The sequence below is a fragment of the Alteromonas sp. AWQ4_252 genome (genome assembly GCF_056158205.1).
This window is the reverse complement of sequence record NZ_JBSWSV010000001.1, coordinates 4396670-4414880: the sequence shown is the minus strand read 5'-3', so window position 1 is coordinate 4414880 and position 18211 is coordinate 4396670. Positions and strand designations below refer to the sequence as shown.

Genomic DNA, 18211 nt, shown 5'->3' with positions numbered 1-18211 from the left:
GTTAATTTGACCTTTTTTGTCCGTCGGATCACTGGTTAATAGTGTATAATCCGTCGACACAAATTGTTGGTAATATCTACTAAGAGAGAGAAATGACAGCACAAACACAGTCTCTGCTTAACGCATTGGGTGATGTGGTAGGACAATCTTACTTATTGACCGATGCAGCGAAAAAACAACCCTATTGCAAAGGGTTTCGTTTCGGCTCCGGTGAAGCGCTGGCAGTGGTCAGGCCTGGTACTCTTGTAGAGATTTGGCGAGTGTTGTCGTTATGTGTTGAGGCTGACGTAGCTGTTATCATGCAAGCCGCCAATACGGGGTTAACTGGTGGTTCAACTCCGGATGGCAAAGACTACGACCGGCCGCTGGTCATCATCAGTACCATGCGTATTGACGAAATCCAATTACTCGACGAAGGCAAGCAGATTGTTGGGCTGGCAGGCAGTACCTTGTTTGGTCTGGAAGACACGCTTGCTCCCTTCGGCCGTGAACCGCATTCTGTGATTGGTTCCTCTTGCATCGGGGCATCTATTGTTGGCGGCATTTGTAATAACTCTGGCGGGGCGCTCGTAAAGCGGGGGCCGGCGTATACTGAGATGTCCCTGTATGCGCAAATCGATGAGAACGGACAGTTAACCCTGGTGAATAACCTCGGTATAAAGTTAGGCGAGACACCGGAAGACATACTTTCAAACCTTGAAAGTAAAGCCTACACGAATGATGACGTAGAATTCCCGGAATTAAGGGCGTCGGACAACGAATATGATCAGCGGGTTCGCGACGTGGATTCCGACACGCCCTCCCGTTTTAATAACGATGGTCGTCGTTTGCACGAGGCATCAGGCTGTGCCGGTAAACTAGCAGTTTTTGCTGTTCGTCTTGATACTTTTCCTATTCCCGAGAAAAAGCAGGTCTTTTACGTGGGGTCTAATGACGCTTCGATGTTCACGAAGATACGTCGGGATATTTTGTCGACGTTTAAAAACCTGCCTGATTCCGGTGAATATTTGCATCGCGATTGTTACGACGTATCTAAGAAGTACGGCAAAGATATGTTTATTGTGATAAGCAAATTAGGGGCTAAATTTATCCCCAAACTGTTTGCTTTTAAGCGCAAATTTGACGCATTTGCCGACAAACTTGGTTTCTTGCCCAACAAAATGTCTGACCGTGTAATGCAATATTTTAGCTACTTGTTCCCCAATCATTTACCGGCGCGAATGGAAGCCTATCGCGATCGGTATCAGCATCACTGGATTTTGGAAATGAGTAACGATGGTGTGGACGAAGCCAGAGCCTATCTTAGCCAGTTCTTCAAAGAAAATGACGGCGACTTCTTTGAGTGCACCGAAGATGAGGCTGATAAGGCAATTCTTCATCGGTTTGTAGCTGGTGGAGCCATAGGGCGCTACCATGCAATGAATAGCAAAGAGGTGGGGGCAATGATGACCATCGATGTAGCATTACGACGCAACGACCCTGATTGGTTTGAAGTACTGCCAGAAGACATTGACAGCCAAATAGATACCAAACTTTATTACGGTCATCTATTTTGCCACGTTATGCATCAAAACTATGTTCTGAAGAAAGGCACCGATGCCAAAGCCTTAAAGAATAAAATTCTTGAAACCTTTGATGCAAGAAGTGCGGAATATCCGGCAGAGCACAATGTAGGTCATGAATATTTTGCTAAAGATGCGCTAAAAACCTTTTATCGAAAGCTGGATCCGACAAACAGCTTTAACCCGGGGATAGGTAAAACATCTAAGTTGAAAAACTGGGCGGAGCACGGCGATAGCTGTTGTGGCGGTCATAATTAAAAGACAGCTCTGTAAAAAAGGCGGAATGCTTATGCATGTCCGCCTTTTTTATTGAGAGAGGGAGGTTTTGTACCTGTTTCCGCTCGAATTTTATTGACCGGAAAGCAGGCCACTTAAACTTGATTCAAATACCGATTGGGTTTCTTGTTTATCTTCTTTGTCAAGCCAGGTGCTAATCTGGCTGGCAAACTGACTGATCATGTCAGGTGTCAAACCCAAAGCTTCAAACTGCTTTTTTATGTCGTTAACTGATTTTACTGAACTGCTGTACTCAGCGGCTTTGTCCATCAGACCTGACAGCGCGCTCGCGGTAGATTGGCTGCTACTATCTGATGTCGCAGGTACAGCAGACATTAAACCTTCCAATCCAGGAATACTGCTTGCAATACTGCCAAAGTCATCGGCCGATACATTGCTCTTGACATAATTAAATACGGAAGCTAACCCACCTTCCGCCTGCTCTTCACTAACATTAAGGTTAGAGGTTACCTGGCCAAGCAGGCTCGAAATCTCTGACGTGTAATCCATCGTGTCAGCAGCAGCTGGTTGCGCTGAGGTTTGCACCTGTTTTTCAAGTGCGCCGGTTAGATCCTGCAATGATGTAGCTGCGTGGGCAGAACCCGTCAGTGTAAGTGCTAAAAGAGTTCCTTTTACACAGGTATTTAGCGACATAGTATAACTCCTTAAAATAAGTGCCTCAGAAAAAAGGCTACACAAGTGTTTGGCACCATAAAACACGCGCTGAAACAAAATCTTGAATGATATCTTAACATGTTTGACCAGTTGATGCTGTTAGACTTCTTGATGAGAATGGATGGTTGTTATTGCCGGTGATATGTCGTACGTTGTGCCCGCAATAAGCTCTCATTGTTTTGTGCTTTTTTCTTTTCTCATGAAAACAGGTGTTTTTGGAAAAAGTTGCTACAATATATTCTTAGGTATCATTTGTGAAACAGTGGAACGAATTTTGTTGTGGTAACGTTTTTTTCGTTAACTTAACTCTATTTAAGGACGTGTCGTGAAAAAGGTTTTATGTTTCGCTGCTTTCGCTTTCGCAGCCTCAGCTTCTTCTTTCGTTAGTGCTGTTGAGGGCGATTACTATTACCGCGTGGGGCCTACTTGTGATATCGGTGCGCCGAACAGTGTAAGTGACAGTAAATTGCTTACTCTAACAGGTAAACGAAGTCAGTCCCGTGTGAAGTTAAACCTGTCGCTACTTGGCAACTACTCTGATGAAGGTTTGGCCTATTTGCAAGCAGCCCAGAAAGATATGCAGATTGCGATTATTGAACCGGCGTCAAAAAAGTTGAAGCCTTTTAGTCACGACCATATGTACATTATTGGCAAAGAGAAGCTTCGCTTATCTGAATTGGGTGATCTGCCATCTATTCTCGCTGGCTCAGAAGCGCTGTCCAAAGTCTATCAACGCAAAGTGGAAGCATTGTCTGAGAAGTGGGGACTTTCACCGGATGACAAAATAATCGTGCAAACAGGGGCGCGAGTGCTTATCAGAGAAGAAACCAACGAAGTTTTCCTCAAATCGTTCTTTACTTCATTTGATGCCGCGAGAGTTGAGAAGAACCTTCTTACTATCAATCACCACAAACCCATGATGAAATCACTTGAAACTGCTTACCATCAAAGTGCTACACAAGGGGCTTGTGCAGCAAGTTTGTAACCCTGCAATATGGCAGAAAAATGTATAACGCCGATGAAGGAATTCATCGGCGTTTTTTTATTCTTTTCAGTGATAGCTATCGCCGTTACAATTCATTTTTTGCCGTTCTAATAGGGTTCAAGTTTGAAAACGTTATTCAGTAGCCTGGTGTTGATATGCATGTCTGCATCTGTCTGTGCAGAAGCTTTGAACACTGACGCCAATGATTCACCCAATCGAAACCTCACTGGATTTGAATCCCTGGATGAGGCTCAACCGCTGTGGGAAGTAGGTGTAGGCGGCGGCATGATTGAAGTGCCAAATTACCCCGCGTCTAAAGAGAGAAATTTTGTTGCCCTGGCTGCACCTTATGCCATTTATCGGGGCGAAATTTTTCGAATTGGTGGCGATGGCGGCGCTCGGGCAGTATTTGTTGAAAATGATAGACTAGAACTTGATATGAGCTTCAGTGGCGCGTTTTCTGCCGACAGTGACGATGACTCGGTTAGGCAAGGTATGCCCGAGCTGGACTATTTATTTGAAGCTGGTCCTCAGCTAATTTATAAAATGAAGGATCTCTCTTACGTCGGTGGCGGGCAGGGAAGACTGACCGGAAGAGTTCAGGCACGTGCTGTATTTTCTACTGATTTGGGGGACATTCACGCCCGTGGCTACGTTTTTGAGCCCACGTTGCGATATCAACAGCGAGGTGTGCTGTTCCCCGAAACAGGGCTTAGCCTGGCATTCAGAATGACCTGGGCCTCTGAAAAGCTACATGACTACTTTTACGAAGTGGCACCTGAGTATGAAACTGAAATCAGAAGTGCTTACAACGGGAAGGGGGGATACCTGGGTTCGGAAGCCTCGGTGGGCCTTTCATTCCCAGTAATGCGGCGTGTGCGAGGCTTTTTGGGAGCCTCTGTTCAATTTAATCAAGGGGCCGCAAACGAAGACAGCCCTTTATATGAAAAAGATATTACTTACAGCATCGGCGTGGGTTTTGTTTGGCGGGCCTATCAAAGCGACGCCAGATCCAGTTGGTAAAAATACCACTCATTTTTGATGTGGTGCCGTATTCAAACAGGCTCTTGTGCAATGTTATTGTAAGCGGTTAATTATGGAAGAAAAATCAAGCGCACTATTGCCTTCCTCGCAGTGGGCCTGATACCAGGTTAGCGCTTCTTCACCCATAGGAACCACGGCGTTAACAGAGGCCGCGCCGGCCATTGCCAGGCCGAGATCTTTAAGCATTAGAGATGAGGCAAAGCCGCCAGAGAAATCATTGTCTGCGGGGCTTGTCGGGCCAACCCCTTTCACTGGACAATAGCTGGTCATCGACCAGGTTTGACCAGACGCATTGGAGGCGATATCAAAAAACACCTGCGGGTCGAGCCCTAGCTTTTGCGCTAATTGAAAACTCTCGCAGGTGGCAATCATTGATGCAGCTAACAACATGTTATTGCATATTTTTGCCGCTTGACCAGCGCCGTGCCCACCAGCGTGAATGACTTTTTTGCCCATCGCTTCTAAAACAGGCCGGGCGAGTTCGAAGGCTTTGGCGTTACCCCCAACCATAAAAGTCAATGTTCCTCCTTGTGCTGCGGCTGTACCACCAGATACGGGGGCATCTACCATTGCCAACCCCTTTTCCTCTGCAACCTCAGCTACTTTTTGAGCGGTAGCCACATCAATGGTGGAGCAGTCGATGAGCAAAGTATCCTGGGATACCGTGTCGACTACGTGGTTACTATACACATCGTCGACGTGTTTCCCGGCTGGCAGCATGGACACAACAACCTGAGCACCTTTCACGGCGTCTTCTATTGACGAAACAGTATCACAGCCAAACTGGCTGGCCTTTTGAAGCGCTTGTTCGCTTAAGTCGTAAGCTGTCACCTGAAAACCTTTCTGAACCAGGTTTTTTGCCATTCCCGAACCCATATTTCCTAAACCAATAAATGCAATATGTGTCATGTCTTCTGCTCCTGTTTGTCTGGTTATTTCATCAACTCTCTGGCTACTATCATTCGCATGATCTGGTTAGTGCCTTCCAGAATGGAATGCACCCTGAGATCGCGCCAGAACCGTTCGATGGGATAATCCATCAGATAGCCATAACCGCCGAAAAGTTGAAGGGCGCGATCAGCAATACTGCTGCCAGTATCTGTAGCAAACCGCTTTGCCATGGCTGCGAAGTAGGTTTTGTCCGGGGCATCATGAGTGACTTTATCGCAAGCTTGATGCAAAAGTGCTTTGGCGGCGTGAAGCTCTGTTGTCATGTCTGCCAGAGTGAACTGTGTATTCTGAAAGTCGATAATTCTCGACGCAAACTGGGTTCGGTCGGTGGTGTACTGTACAGCTTCATCAAGACAGCGGCGTGCGCCGCCAATGGAGCAGGCAGCGATGTTAAGGCGGCCGCCATCTAACCCTTCCATAGCAATGGAAAAACCTTGTCCTTCACTACCTAAAAGGTGAGAAAGGGGAACTTTTACGCTATCAAAATTCACCTGCGCGGTTGGCTGAGAGTGCCAACCCAACTTTTTCTCCTGAGCACCAAAGCTCACGCCATCAGCGTGCTTGTCGATAAGAAGACAGGATATCCCTTTAGGCCCGTTATCGCCGGTGCGACACATGACAAGATAGACTTCGCTTTCTCCGGCACCGGAGATAAAGGCCTTAGAACCATTAACAATATAGTGGTCGCCATTTCGTCTCGCCGACGTTTTCAACGACGCCGCGTCGGAACCTGAGCCCGGCTCGGTCAGGCAATAGCTGGCCAGTTTTTCCATGGTAATGAGGTCGGGTAAATACGCAGCTTTAATATGTTCATTTCCATAGCTGTCAATCATCTTGCACGCCATATTGTGAATTGACACGAAGGCGGCTGTTGACGGGCAACCGTAAGCCAGTTCTTCCATAATTAACGCTGCTTCCAGGCGGCCAATGCCGATCCCGCCAGCGGCTTCGCTAACATATATTGCACCAAAGCCGAGTTCTGCCGCCTCTTTTAAAACTGACCTTGGTAATGTGTGTGTTTCATCCCATTGCGCAGCAAAAGGGGTTATTTTGTCAGCCGTAAAGCGGGCGGCAGAGTCGACGATAAATTGTTGTTCTTCGGTTAATGAAAACTGCATGATCAAATTATCCCATGGTAGGTATAACAAAGGCGTTATCGTTGTTATCTGCGCCATCAGGCCAACGCTGGGTAATGGTTTTAACTTTGGTCCAGAACTTGACACCTTCCATACCGTGCTGGTTTGTGTCGCCAAATGCTGAACGTTTCCAACCACCAAAGGTATGGTAGGCTACGGGCACCGGGATAGGCACATTAATACCTACCATTCCTACATTAACTCGCTGAGCAAACTCACGGGCTGCGTGGCCGTTGCGGGTATAAATGGCTACGCCGTTGCCATACTGATGATTGCTGGCCAGATCCACAGCATGATTAAAATCGCTAGCCCGCACCATCTGCAACACCGGTCCGAATATTTCTTCCCGGTATGACTTCATATTGTCAGTAACGTGATCAAAAAAGGTAGGTCCGATGAAGTAGCCGCTACTATCCTCGGGAATTTGCTTGTCTCTGCCGTCGTAAACCAATTCAGCTCCTTCTGAAACGGCCATGTCAATGTAGCCTTCAATACGTGCTTTGTGCGTCGCTGTTACGACCGGGCCATAATGTGCGGAAGCGTCATCGGATTGACCAACATTAATTGCTTTAATCGCTGGTATCAGTTTAGCTTTCAGTTTTTCAGCAGTATCATCGCCTACAGGCACGACTACCGGCAATGCCATACAACGCTCGCCGGCAGAACCGAATGCGGCACCCACCAAGTCGGTTACTACCTGATCGAGGTCAGCGTCGGGCATCACTATGCCGTGGTTTTTAGCACCGCCCATGGCCTGAACACGTTTGCCTGCACGAGCGCCACGTTCGTAGACGTAGTTTGCAATATCTGAAGAGCCAACAAAACTCACAGCTTTAATAGCGGGATGCTCTAAAATACCGTCGACGGCGGTTTTATTACCGTGCACCACGTTTAGTACGCCTGGCGGAAGGCCAGCCTCAATCATGAGCTTTGCCAGTTCAACCGGGACTGATGGGTCGCGCTCTGATGGCTTGAGAATAAAGCAATTACCACACGCGATTGCCACACCAAACATCCACATGGGGATCATCGCAGGAAAGTTGAACGGTGTTATACCTGCAACAACCCCAAGGGGCTGCCGCATTGAGTAAACATCTATGCCAGGGCCGGCTCCATCGGTGTATTCACCTTTTTGAGCGTGGGGTATGCCACAGGCGAATTCAATGACTTCAAGGCCCCTTTGGATATCGCCATGGGCGTCATTAAGTACCTTGCCGTGCTCGCTTGAAAGCAGCGCTGCAAGACGAACTTTGTGTTTCTCAACCAGCGCTTTGAACGCAAACATAACCCGGGCACGGCGTTGAGGGTTGGTCGTGCTCCATGCTTTTTGAGCGTTAAGGGCGCTGTCGATGGCAGTTTGTAGTGTGTGGGCACTGGCGGAAGAAACCGTGGCCTGCACATTGCCAGTATTTGGGGAGAAAACCTCCGAGGTGGCTTCTGCGTCGCTAAAATAGGTTTCGCCATTAATAAAATGTGGAATATGTCGCATAACGAATTCTCAATTCATATTTTTAACAATATTGAAACGTTGCGTTATCATTATCAAGGCATATACTTGCAGCTTGGTACTGTATTTTTGCAGGTATTTGTGTGAACTGGGATGATATTAGACTGTTCCTTTCGGTGGCCAGGAATGGCCGTGTATCTGTTGCTGCAAAAGGTGAAGGCGTAGATGCAACTACACTGATAAGGCGTGTAAAAAAGCTGGAGAATGCACTCAATTGTTCTTTGTTCGAATTGACAAGTCGGGGTTACATTCTCACCGATCAGGGAAAGCGACTGGAGCGTTACGCGGAAAAAGCTGAGCACATTATTCTGGAGGCGGAAAATGAGCTTAATGATGAGCGATCACATTTAGCAGGAACCATTCGCGTGAGTGTATCAGAAGGATTTGGCAGTGGTTTTCTCGCCCCTTTGCTGGCCGAATTTAAACGTCGGTATCCGGAAATTTGTGTCGAGTTGGTGGCAACCAGTGGTTTTCTCAATTTGAATAAGCGTGAAGCTGATATCGCCATTTTGCTGGAGCGGCCTACTAAAGGACTTTTAAGTACTGAAAAGCTAACTGACTATCAGCTTAATCTGTATGGCCACAGTTGTCTTTTAGACGAAAAAGGTACGCCAGAGGATGTGGACGATTTAAGCCCGTTTACGCTAATAAGTTATGTGCCTGATTTAATTTACGCCCCTCAGCTTAAGTTCTTTGAGGAAACAGCCCTTGCAAAGCTCCCTGCTTTGAGAAGTACGAGTATTAATGCACAGTATCAAATGCTGTCCCACGGCGCTGGGGTAGGGATCCTCCCCAAATTCTTAGCCATACAGAACGGTGAACTAAAGTGTATTCTCCCCCACGCTATCACCATTAAACGTACATTTTGGCTAGCAACCCATAAAGAAACCCAAAGTCAGGCACGGTTTAAAACCTTTATCCAATGGCTACATGAGCAGGTCGCTCAGCACCGACACAGATTCCTCGACTAGCACTTGGTTTTAAAGTAAACCATTTACAGCGCACTTTTGATTATTGGTCGTATTGAACTGTTTAAAGTACCTAATTTCACTTTTGTTGTGGCACTATGATTCAGTTAACAATACAGAACAATAAATAGCCCATTGACCTATGCTGCAAAAGCGTAACGCAGTGCTCAACGGGCTCTACTATCCAGGGAGCTTGCATACGATGAACAGAAAATACCTGCTAACGGTGACGAAACACGTTGCGTTGGGCTGCGCGCTGTTAAGTCCTCAACCGCTGTTTGCCAAAGTACTTGATTACGGCGATACCTTTGATTTGGAGTTTGTGGCAAACCCGCAATTCATCAATGATGAGGTTGTGGTGTACGAACGCCAGAGTCTGGACATTATGACAGATAGCAGGGCAGTGCGTTTGTGGCAGGTCAATACAGATACCAAAACACATCGTCCGTTTTTGGCTGATGATACGAATATTAGTAATGCTACTTTTTCCCCTGATGGGACAATGCTGGCGTACACCAAAGCCTACAATGGACGAGCACAGCTGCACGTATATTATCTTGATAGCCGGCAAGAAGTGAGATTGACCAATACCACGGAAAGACCGAGAAAAATAACCTGGTCTCACGATAGTCAAACTCTGGCATTTACGTTATTTACAGAACAGAAGCAAAAGCCCTTATTTACAGATATGCCTAAAAAACCTAAAGGCGCGAAGTGGGCTGAAACCGCGAAACTCATTGACACCACCACCTATCGCGGTGACGGCCGAGGCTATCTGCGCCAGGGCCACGATCAGCTTTACGTGTTACCGGTAGAAGGGGGAACGCCAAGGCAGCTTACCCATGGCAATTTCCCCAATGGCGGCACCATTACCTTTAGTCATGACGATGAGTTCATTTATTTTGCCTCTCCGGGAAAAGAGGATTACGCTCTCAACCCCCTTTCCGGCGATATATTTAAAGTGGCTATTGCAACAGGAAAGGTTGAGCCGGTAACTGAAATGGTCGGGTTTGAAGCGAATCCTGTGCTTAGTCCGGACGGTAAGTATCTGGCGTTTAGCCAGTTAAATGACAGGAAGCTCTCATATCAGAACAGCGACATTGTGGTGATGGCGCTTAAATCGGGGAAAATAACGCGCCTGACATCAACACTTGATCGCAGTATTGGCAAATTTGTCTGGGCTGATAACAGCCGCTCTCTCACTTTTTCCTATCTCGATCACGGAGAAACGAAACTCGCTAAAGTCAGCTTAGGCGGCGATATCACCAAGCTTGATATTGTCACCGGAGGGCAAGCTTTAGGTCGTCCTTATACATCGGGCGATTTTGCTGTCAGTGACGACGGCGACATTGTGTATGTTTCGGCGGGACGAAATGCGCCCGGTGACCTCACATTATTTCGAAAAGGTAGAACAGACCTTACGTTAACCCATTTAAATGAAGATCTGCTGGGACACGTGACATTGGCCGAGGTGAAAGAGCTCACTGTAACATCCAGTATTGATGAACGAAAAATTGATGCCTGGATAGCCTTACCTCCCAATTTTGATAGTTCGAAAAAGTATCCACTTATCCTCGAAATTCACGGTGGTCCCCATGCTGCTTATGGACCACATTTCGCTATGGAAATACAATTGATGGCAGCAAAGGGATACGTTGTTGTGTGGTCGAATCCGCGGGGGAGTGCTTCCTATGGTGAAGACTTTGGCAATCTAATCCACCACAACTATCCGTCAGAAGATTACAACGACCTTATGGACGTGGTAGATGCCACCATTGCCCAAGGTTATATCGACGAAAGCAACTTGTTTATCACCGGCGGTTCCGGTGGTGGCGTGCTGACTGCCTGGTCTATTGGTAAAACTGATAGATTCTCGGCTGCGGTCGTAGCAAAGCCGGTAATAAACTGGGTGAGCTTTGCATTGACGGCAGATGCTTATCCGTTTTTCAGCCAGTACTGGATGCCGGATATGCCTTGGAATATTGCCGATGAATTGTGGGATCGCAGCCCGCTGTCGCTGGTGGGTAATGTGACGACACCAACACTACTTTTAACCGGTGAAGCAGACTATCGCACCCCAATCAGCGAGTCAGAGCAGTTCTATCAGGCATTGCGGTTGCAGAATGTTGATGCGGCAATGATTAGACTTCCTGGTGCCTCTCATGGTATTGCAAGTAAACCATCGCGGTTGGTGCAAAAGGTGGGCAATATTTTAGCGTGGTTTGAGCGGTATAAAAAAGAAGAGAACGATCTATAGCTAGTGTGCTTTCTCTTAAATGACCCGCTAATACATGCCGGGTCAGAAAAGACAAAAAGGCCGATTTGCGAAACATGAAAAACCGGCCTTTTTATACGCTAAGTATTAAAACGCGTATTTCATACTTATGGTATAGCTGGTGGGCGAGCCAGGCATGGTCCACAACTGATGATAGGAGTTCTCAAAGTACTCCTCATCAAACAGGTTGTTTATATCAACCATGACCGACAAGTTATCGCTTATATTCATCGAAGCAGACAGATTAACCAACGTGTAATCGGGAAGTATGTAAGTTGGGTCAGTGGTTTGGCCAAGTCGGTCCCCAACGTACCTTACCGTAATCCCCATGTAGGCTTCTTTCGCCATGATATCGGTATAGTGGTTCAGGGAAATATAACCTGAATGCTTCGCTACGTTGATGAGACGTGAACCAGCAGGAATAGGTACTCCCCAGTCGAGGTTATTTACCTCATTTGCAGTTTTCGCGTCTATGTATGCGTAGGATATATCAATGCGAGTGGCGGATGTCACGCTGGAGGAAAGCTGAAATTCAACGCCTTGACTTTCCACTTCGCCCAGTGTAGCTGACAAACCAGTATTAGGCTCAGCGGTAAGCATATTGCTTTTTTCGGCGTTAAATATAGCCACACTACCAGAGAAAATATCTGCAACATTGTCCCATTTAGCACCAACTTCAAAAGATGTTGTTTCTTCAGGGTCAAACGCGTTTCGATCTGAGTCTAGGCCAGGATTAGGGCGGAAGCCCTCAGCATAACTGCTATACAGACTAACGTTATTGGTCAGCTTGTGCACTAAACCAAATCGCGGTGTGACCTCTGTTTGGTCTTGCGTCTGGCCAACTTCACTGATTTGATTAAAGATGTTCTGTTCGAATCTATCCACGCGGAACCCGAGCAAGATTTTGGTACTGTCAGTGAGTTCAACAACGTCCTGCGCATAAAAGCCCAGCCCCTTTTGCTTTTCCGCAGTCATAGTCGTGGGGGATACTTCAGGACGAAATATAGTGTAGTCGGGGTTGTTAACATCGATACTGTAAGTTGTATCGCCAGCCCCCCAGGCAGTGCGCCAGCGGCGGTAGTCAGTGTCGATGTGATAATTGTAGTAATCCAGTCCAATAAGTAGGTTATTGGTGAAATTAGCGATTGAAGTCACGCCGCTGAGTTCAACCCGAAGAGATAAATCCTGTGCCTGGTAATCACGAGTTCTGCGTTGTCTCGACAGTAGAGTTGGGTCGGTGAAGAGTAATTGGCGCCCCGCTGACAGTTCAGTATCTGAAGACGCACCTTTAAACGAGGAATCTCGATAGGCAAAGCCGGTCAAGATATGCCAGTCGTGGTTTAGTTCATGATTTAATACTAATTGGTGGCCAAGAGCCTTTACTTCGTGGGCACCATCTCGAATATCGCCATAGAAGGTTTCGGGTTCAGCCGCCTCAAAATCATTGTTGAGAATGAAGACTCCGCGGTCGAGCGGCTTTTCCTGGTCGAGTATTTCCATCTGGTAGCTAAGGCTGGTGTGATCAGACACATTCCAGATGAACGAAGGATTGATATTGAGGTTCTTAAAAAATACGTAGTCGCGATAGGTATCAGAATCTTCATAAGAACCATTGATTCGATATGCCATATCTGTGTTCAAACCATTTGTGTAATCAAACTCTACATATTTTTTGTCGAAGTTACCCACCGTTCCGAGTATATAGCCTTGCTCATCAGACTGGGGCTTTTTAGTAATGACGTTAATGGTTCCGCCTGGCTCACCCTGACCGTACAGTGCAGACCCCGGGCCTTTCATAACCTCGATGGTCTGCACATTAACAGTGCTTCTATTACCACTGTAACCACGAACATTAAACCCATTAATGAGATAACCGCTGGGGTTGTTCTCGTCGCCGGAAAACCCTCGGATGGCAAAGCTGTCGAACATACCTCCGGAGTTATTCTGTCTCACTACCGTGGGGGCGAAATCCAGAGCGTCGATAAAGCGTGTAATACCCTCATTCTGGAGTGTGTCAACAGTGATGCGGTCTATTGCTTGTGGCGTTTCGATTAGGGGCACGTTGCCACGATACGGCTGAAAATGTCTCTTTACCTCAATATGTTCAACACTATCATGTTCAACGGACGCTGATTGAGGCGATGCTTGCGCGGTTGAAGCAACAGAAAAAGCTAATAAAGAAAGTACAAAGGGGGTCGTCATAAGTAAACAGAGTTAGCATAAATTTTGAGGCTGCAAATGTTATGTTATCTCGTCTCTTGTTTCAAGTTGGAATGATCCCCGAGTAGCTCCAAAAGAGATAGTCTTGGCTATTAAAAGAAAGCGAGCGGTGAACCGCTCGCTTTCTTTTATTCAAACAGATAAGAAAACTGAAGCTTTATCATTCGTTGTTGATTGAGGGTTTCTGCTGTAATGCCCTGGTCACCAGTGGGTGCACCAAGCACCGCTCCGATAGGGGCTGCCGGAGGGCCGCTGAAATCAGCTGAGCGTGCGTTAGTCAAATTTTGAATAGCAACGTTAGCTTCCCATGTGCCATCACCGGCTTCAACGCCAAAGGTAAAGTCTAATGTGGTTAAACTGTCCGACGGGTAGGTTTCGTTAATTTGACTGACCATTTCTCCGCGGTATCTGACTGAGCCTGTTGATACGAAGAGTAGATCACCGAAATCAAGTTCAGTTAGATAAGAGTAGCCAATGTTACCTGTCCATTTAGGGGCTTGAGCAAGGTCGCTACCATCGTCTTTGTGCACACTGTCAGCGTAGGTCGCCGCACCAGTAAGTCGCCAATCGTCATTTAGCTGATAAAGCGCGTCAAATTCGAAGCCGCTGGATTCCACATCAACATTTTGGGTGAGAAAACCTGCGCTGGCATCAGTAACCAGGAAAGACGTCTCCTGAAAATCAATAATCTCAGTGTAGAATAGTGCCATATTGACGTTGAGGCTACGCTCCAGAAGTACCATTTTCGCGCCCGCCTCGTACGTGTGGGCTTCTTCAGATTTCACCCGCGCGCCACCTTCGGATACATCAAGGGATGGGTCTGCACTGGTGACTTCCGCCGATTCTGCGAATCCGCCGGTTTTACTGCCCACACCGTAGGAAGTATAAACGGTGGTGTTTTTGCTGACGTCATAACTCAACGATATATTACCGTTGAGAAAACTATCACTGAAAGTCAGTTCAGACTCGAAAGGCGGATTGATTACGGTATTCCACAAAGTGGCCGTCGGGCCCTGAATGCGGTCAAACTGAACATCTTTTGTTTCATCTGTGTACCGCAACCCTACCGCAAGTGTAAGGTCGTCACTCAGATAGATGTCAGATTGAACAAAGGCTGAAAAGGTTTCAGTTTGTTGTGAGAAATCATTGCCAAAAGAACCGTTAAATATTTGTCCTGTTGGTCCTACTGGCGGGAAGTTAGGCGTATTAAAAAACTGCTCTTCCAGTGAATCCCAGTCACTGTTGAAATAAAAGAAACCAGCCATGTAATCGAAGTTTTCCCGCCCGTCTGAAGCTAATCGAAGTTCTTGAGAAAACTGGTCGTAGGTTTCTTCTCGCTTAAAATAGGTGCTGTAATAATCGACTTCACCTGTGGTGACGTAAGTCAACTCATCAAATGCGTGCCCAAAATCAAAGTCATCGTAAAATAATATGTCATACGTTGCGGTAGAGGTAACCGAGGTCAGCGTCAGGTCGCCGAAATCTTTTTCTACTGTCAGGGTGAATGAATCCACTGTGGTATCGTGATAACTCTCGTCGTATTTGCAATCTTCACATAATGCGTTTTTTGTATCATCGAGGTTCGCTTCACCGATGATATTGATAACGTCTTCTGAAAAATAATTACCGTTGTCCACGTATTGATAGCCATTACCAATTCGTTCGCCGGTGGAATGCTGGTACATACCTGTGATTGTCAGTGTGTCTGATGGCGTGTAAACGGCAGTAACTCGCATACCGAGGTCTTCATCTTCTGGCACATCCCGACCTGTCGCAACGTTGTTGACCCAGCCGTCCTGTTCAACAAAGTGCCCGGCAACCCGTACGTTTAAATCGTCTGTTAACGGAATATTCACTGCTGCATCAAGACTGTAACCACCGTTTTCGACCTCTGCCCCAGCTTTTACTTTGGCTTCAAAATAGTCTGTGGGCTTTTGGGTAACAATACTGATAGCACCCAAACTGGTATTTTTTCCAAGCAGGGTACTTTGAGTTCCCTTGATGACTTCTATTCTTTCAATATCAAAAAACGCAGCAGAATACATACGTCCCTTGCCAACGAACATACCGTCTTGAAACAACGCAACAGATTGGTCAAAGCTCTGTGTTCTGGCGGGCGTACCCAACCCTCGTAAAGTAAGGGCTAAACCGTCGTCAGGTGCGCGGGAAAACACCATGCCGGGAACGAGATTCGCTATTTCGAACAAGTCATCCACACCATATTTTTCCAGTACTCCTTCAGAGAGTGCTGAGATAGTTGCAGGTACTTCCTGAAGTGTTTGCGTGCGCTTTTGAGATGTAACTTCAATGATCTCTAGTGTTGCTCCCTGAGGTTTTTCTTCTGATGCATTCGTGGCGGATTCGTCCTGAGCAGCCACTGTACAAGTTAACGAAAGGGTAAAACTAAAGAGTATCGCTCGCGAAATTGCGTTCCGGTTGAATTGCTTCATTACATCGTCCTCAATTTTATTTTGTAATCTTTTAACCGCTTTGTGGTACACCCGTATCGGCTATTATTCAACCTACATGGTTCTAAAAAATAATTCCATCTAAAAATTACACATATCGTTAACAAAAAATATTTTTTAAACCATTTAGTCGGTAAATCACGAAATAGAATCAAAATAAAAATAAATTAATCAGCTACTTAAGTTTTATTTATGTATTTGTACATGTGTCCGTAATTGTTATTGACATGTTTAAATTTTGTTGTTAGCTTCGTAATACGGTTAATATGTATCACATGGTGGGTAATTAAAGATGAAGATTAACGACATTAAACGCGTGCATAAAATCGCTAAGCACGACATGGATGAAATGATTCAGGAAGAGAACAGAAACAATGATACGGGGATGGAATTCTATGACCTCAGTCATGAATGGGGACTAGGGCAGCCCTGTTGGCCATATTTTGAAGATGTAAAAATTGAACGTCTCCACGGGATGTCAAAATCAGGAGTATTAACCCAGCGCATCACTACGGTTATGCACTCAGGTACGCACATCGATGCGCCTGCTCATGTTGTTGAGGGCACGCCATTTATGGATCAGATGCCGTTACCGCGCTTCTTCGGTACCGCTGTTGTGGTTTCTATTCCGAAGAAAAAATGGGAAGTCATTACTGCTGAGGATTTAGAGAATGCTACGCCTGCGATACGCGAAGGCGATATTGTCATTATTAATACAGGGTGGCATCACACTTATGCTGATTCATCTGAGTATTACCACTATGGTCCAGGTCTTTATAAAGATGCCGGAGAGTGGTTAGCGAAGAAGAAAGTAAAAATGGTGGGTATTGATGTACAAGCATTAGATCACCCATTAGGTACGGCGATTGGTCCCCATGGTCCCGGCCCACTGATCCCACATTTAGAAGGCGAATACCGTGAGTTCAGCGGTGGTCGTTCAATTATTGAGGACTTCCCCCACTGGGAACCTTGCCATCGGGCGCTTTTGAGCAATGGTATTTGCGGTATTGAAAACGTGGGCGGTGAAATCGATAAGGTCACGGGCAAGCGATGCACAATAGCAGCGTTTCCATGGCGCTGGAAAGGCGGTGACGGCTGTATCGTCAGGCTGGTTGCAATGATAGATCGCAGCGGCTCCTACAAAATTGAAACCGGCAGCGAAGACTAGGCGGCAGCGAGTGGCCACTTGCAAAAGTGTGCCACTTCTCAATTAACTTGCGAGATTCCATATGTTTGAGTCAACAAAAGTGACCGTTCTTGGTGCCGGATTAATGGGATGTGGTATTGCCCAGGTTTTCGCAACCCACGGTATAAATGTAACGCTATATGATCCTTATGCATCAGCGCGAGACAGTGCCAAGGACAAAATTGCAGCTAACCTCGACATAATTAAGCGCGATCATACAGCGCTTAATTTTATAACCGTCGTCGGCGATATTCAAAAGGCCGTACAAGATGCTGATGTCATTATAGAAGCAGTGCCCGAGAAGTTGGAGTTGAAGCAGCAGCTTTTTAGCAAAATTCGCCCTTTCACCAAGTCCAGCGCCATTGTGGCAAGCAATACGTCGGTGATTCCTATTCATCAAATCTTTGAAGGACTTCCTTTCGACGGTCAGGTGGTGGGGACCCACTGGTGGAACCCTCCTTTTCTTGTGCCGCTGGTGGAAGTGGTACAAAGCGAGAAAAGTAGTGATGCCGCAATCGTCACCATGATGTCACTACTTGAATATGTAGGAAAGAAACCCGTTCACGTGCAAAAAGACGTGCCTGGTTTTGTGGGTAACAGAATGCAGCATGCTCTGTGGCGGGAAGCGATTGCACTAATCAATGATGGTGTCTGTTCGGCAGAGGGTATAGACACCGTGGTTAAAAATAGTTTTGGACTTCGACTTCCTCAACTCGGCCCCATCGAGAATGCTGATCTGGTGGGGCTGGACCTCACTCTGGATATCCATAACGTCATCCTGGAAAGCTTAAACAGGGATATCGAACCCGCTGATATTTTGAAATATAAGGTGGCCCATCGAGCACTGGGAATGAAATCAGGTAAAGGGTTTCGTACCTGGACAGAGGAAGAAATACGCAATGTTAAAGATGGGCTAAGTGAGTATTTACTTTCTGTCTTAGCGAAAGAAGGAAAATAA

General features: G+C 46.5%; 13 protein-coding genes. 7 read left to right on the top strand and 6 right to left on the bottom strand.

What is annotated here, in order from left to right:
• Nucleotides 1-92: 92 nt before the first annotated feature.
• The gene (dld, locus tag ACXACM_RS19305; RefSeq protein ID WP_474823832.1) at nucleotides 93-1820 is read left to right on the top strand and encodes a D-lactate dehydrogenase; all 1728 of its coding nucleotides are present in this window, start codon (nucleotides 93-95) and stop codon (nucleotides 1818-1820) included.
• A gap of 90 nt (nucleotides 1821-1910) precedes the next feature.
• Here the strand turns inward: dld and ACXACM_RS19300 are convergent, their stop codons facing one another.
• Nucleotides 1911-2492 (bottom strand): DUF2780 domain-containing protein, encoded by a 582-nt coding sequence (locus tag ACXACM_RS19300; RefSeq protein ID WP_474823830.1) that lies wholly within the window; start codon nucleotides 2490-2492, stop codon nucleotides 1911-1913.
• Between the two features lie 346 nt (nucleotides 2493-2838).
• Here ACXACM_RS19300 and ACXACM_RS19295 point away from each other — a divergent pair, with 346 nt between their 5' ends.
• Together ACXACM_RS19295 and ACXACM_RS19290 are read left to right on the top strand one after the other, a co-directional pair.
• Nucleotides 2839-3498 (top strand): hypothetical protein, encoded by a 660-nt coding sequence (locus ACXACM_RS19295; RefSeq protein ID WP_474823829.1) that lies wholly within the window; start codon nucleotides 2839-2841, stop codon nucleotides 3496-3498.
• Nucleotides 3499-3657: 159 nt separating this feature from the next.
• A complete protein-coding gene (locus ACXACM_RS19290) occupies nucleotides 3658-4521 on the top strand; it encodes a MipA/OmpV family protein (RefSeq protein WP_474823827.1) in 864 nt (287 codons plus the stop codon).
• Between the two features lie 54 nt (nucleotides 4522-4575).
• Here the strand turns inward: ACXACM_RS19290 and mmsB are convergent, their stop codons facing one another.
• From mmsB to ACXACM_RS19275, 3 genes are read right to left on the bottom strand one after another with little or no spacing between them, the layout of a single operon-like run.
• On the bottom strand, nucleotides 4576-5451 hold the full coding sequence (mmsB, locus tag ACXACM_RS19285) for a 3-hydroxyisobutyrate dehydrogenase (protein ID WP_474823825.1): 876 nt from the start codon (nucleotides 5449-5451) through the stop codon (nucleotides 4576-4578).
• A gap of 23 nt (nucleotides 5452-5474) precedes the next feature.
• Nucleotides 5475-6611, bottom strand: coding sequence for an acyl-CoA dehydrogenase family protein (locus ACXACM_RS19280; RefSeq protein ID WP_474823823.1), 1137 nt, complete (start codon nucleotides 6609-6611; stop codon nucleotides 5475-5477).
• 7 nt (nucleotides 6612-6618) lie between these two features.
• Nucleotides 6619-8118, bottom strand: coding sequence for a CoA-acylating methylmalonate-semialdehyde dehydrogenase (locus ACXACM_RS19275; protein ID WP_474823821.1), 1500 nt, complete (start codon nucleotides 8116-8118; stop codon nucleotides 6619-6621).
• Nucleotides 8119-8219: 101 nt separating this feature from the next.
• Here ACXACM_RS19275 and ACXACM_RS19270 point away from each other — a divergent pair, with 101 nt between their 5' ends.
• Both ACXACM_RS19270 and ACXACM_RS19265 read left to right on the top strand, forming a co-directional pair.
• Complete coding sequence (locus ACXACM_RS19270; protein ID WP_474823819.1) at nucleotides 8220-9107, top strand: LysR family transcriptional regulator; 888 nt, start codon at nucleotides 8220-8222, stop codon at nucleotides 9105-9107.
• A gap of 199 nt (nucleotides 9108-9306) precedes the next feature.
• Nucleotides 9307-11361, top strand: a complete 2055-nt coding sequence (locus tag ACXACM_RS19265) for a S9 family peptidase (RefSeq protein WP_474823817.1) — start codon at nucleotides 9307-9309, stop codon at nucleotides 11359-11361.
• 105 nt (nucleotides 11362-11466) lie between these two features.
• Here ACXACM_RS19265 and ACXACM_RS19260 read toward each other — a convergent pair whose 3' ends face one another.
• Both ACXACM_RS19260 and ACXACM_RS19255 read right to left on the bottom strand, forming a co-directional pair.
• Nucleotides 11467-13581, bottom strand: coding sequence for a TonB-dependent siderophore receptor (locus ACXACM_RS19260; protein WP_474823815.1), 2115 nt, complete (start codon nucleotides 13579-13581; stop codon nucleotides 11467-11469).
• Between the two features lie 146 nt (nucleotides 13582-13727).
• A complete protein-coding gene (locus ACXACM_RS19255) occupies nucleotides 13728-16049 on the bottom strand; it encodes a TonB-dependent receptor (RefSeq protein ID WP_474823813.1) in 2322 nt (773 codons plus the stop codon).
• A 310-nt stretch (nucleotides 16050-16359) separates the two neighbouring features.
• Here ACXACM_RS19255 and ACXACM_RS19250 point away from each other — a divergent pair, with 310 nt between their 5' ends.
• On the top strand, nucleotides 16360-17235 hold the full coding sequence (locus ACXACM_RS19250) for a cyclase family protein (RefSeq protein WP_474823811.1): 876 nt from the start codon (nucleotides 16360-16362) through the stop codon (nucleotides 17233-17235).
• 61 nt (nucleotides 17236-17296) lie between these two features.
• Nucleotides 17297-18211: a 3-hydroxyacyl-CoA dehydrogenase family protein gene (locus ACXACM_RS19245; RefSeq protein WP_474823809.1), complete on the top strand. Its 915-nt coding sequence runs from the start codon at nucleotides 17297-17299 to the stop codon at nucleotides 18209-18211.

Coding starts and splice junctions, on each gene's coding strand:
- dld (WP_474823832.1), top strand. CDS start 93: ATGACAGCACAAACACAGTCTCTGCTTAACGCATTGGGTGATGTGGTA.
- ACXACM_RS19300 (WP_474823830.1), bottom strand. CDS start 2,492: ATGTCGCTAAATACCTGTGTAAAAGGAACTCTTTTAGCACTTACACTG.
- ACXACM_RS19290 (WP_474823827.1), top strand. CDS start 3,658: ATGTCTGCATCTGTCTGTGCAGAAGCTTTGAACACTGACGCCAATGAT.
- mmsB (WP_474823825.1), bottom strand. CDS start 5,451: ATGACACATATTGCATTTATTGGTTTAGGAAATATGGGTTCGGGAATG.
- ACXACM_RS19280 (WP_474823823.1), bottom strand. CDS start 6,611: ATGCAGTTTTCATTAACCGAAGAACAACAATTTATCGTCGACTCTGCC.
- ACXACM_RS19275 (WP_474823821.1), bottom strand. CDS start 8,118: ATGCGACATATTCCACATTTTATTAATGGCGAAACCTATTTTAGCGAC.
- ACXACM_RS19265 (WP_474823817.1), top strand. CDS start 9,307: ATGAACAGAAAATACCTGCTAACGGTGACGAAACACGTTGCGTTGGGC.
- ACXACM_RS19260 (WP_474823815.1), bottom strand. CDS start 13,581: ATGACGACCCCCTTTGTACTTTCTTTATTAGCTTTTTCTGTTGCTTCA.
- ACXACM_RS19255 (WP_474823813.1), bottom strand. CDS start 16,049: ATGAAGCAATTCAACCGGAACGCAATTTCGCGAGCGATACTCTTTAGT.
- ACXACM_RS19250 (WP_474823811.1), top strand. CDS start 16,360: ATGAAGATTAACGACATTAAACGCGTGCATAAAATCGCTAAGCACGAC.
- ACXACM_RS19245 (WP_474823809.1), top strand. CDS start 17,297: ATGTTTGAGTCAACAAAAGTGACCGTTCTTGGTGCCGGATTAATGGGA.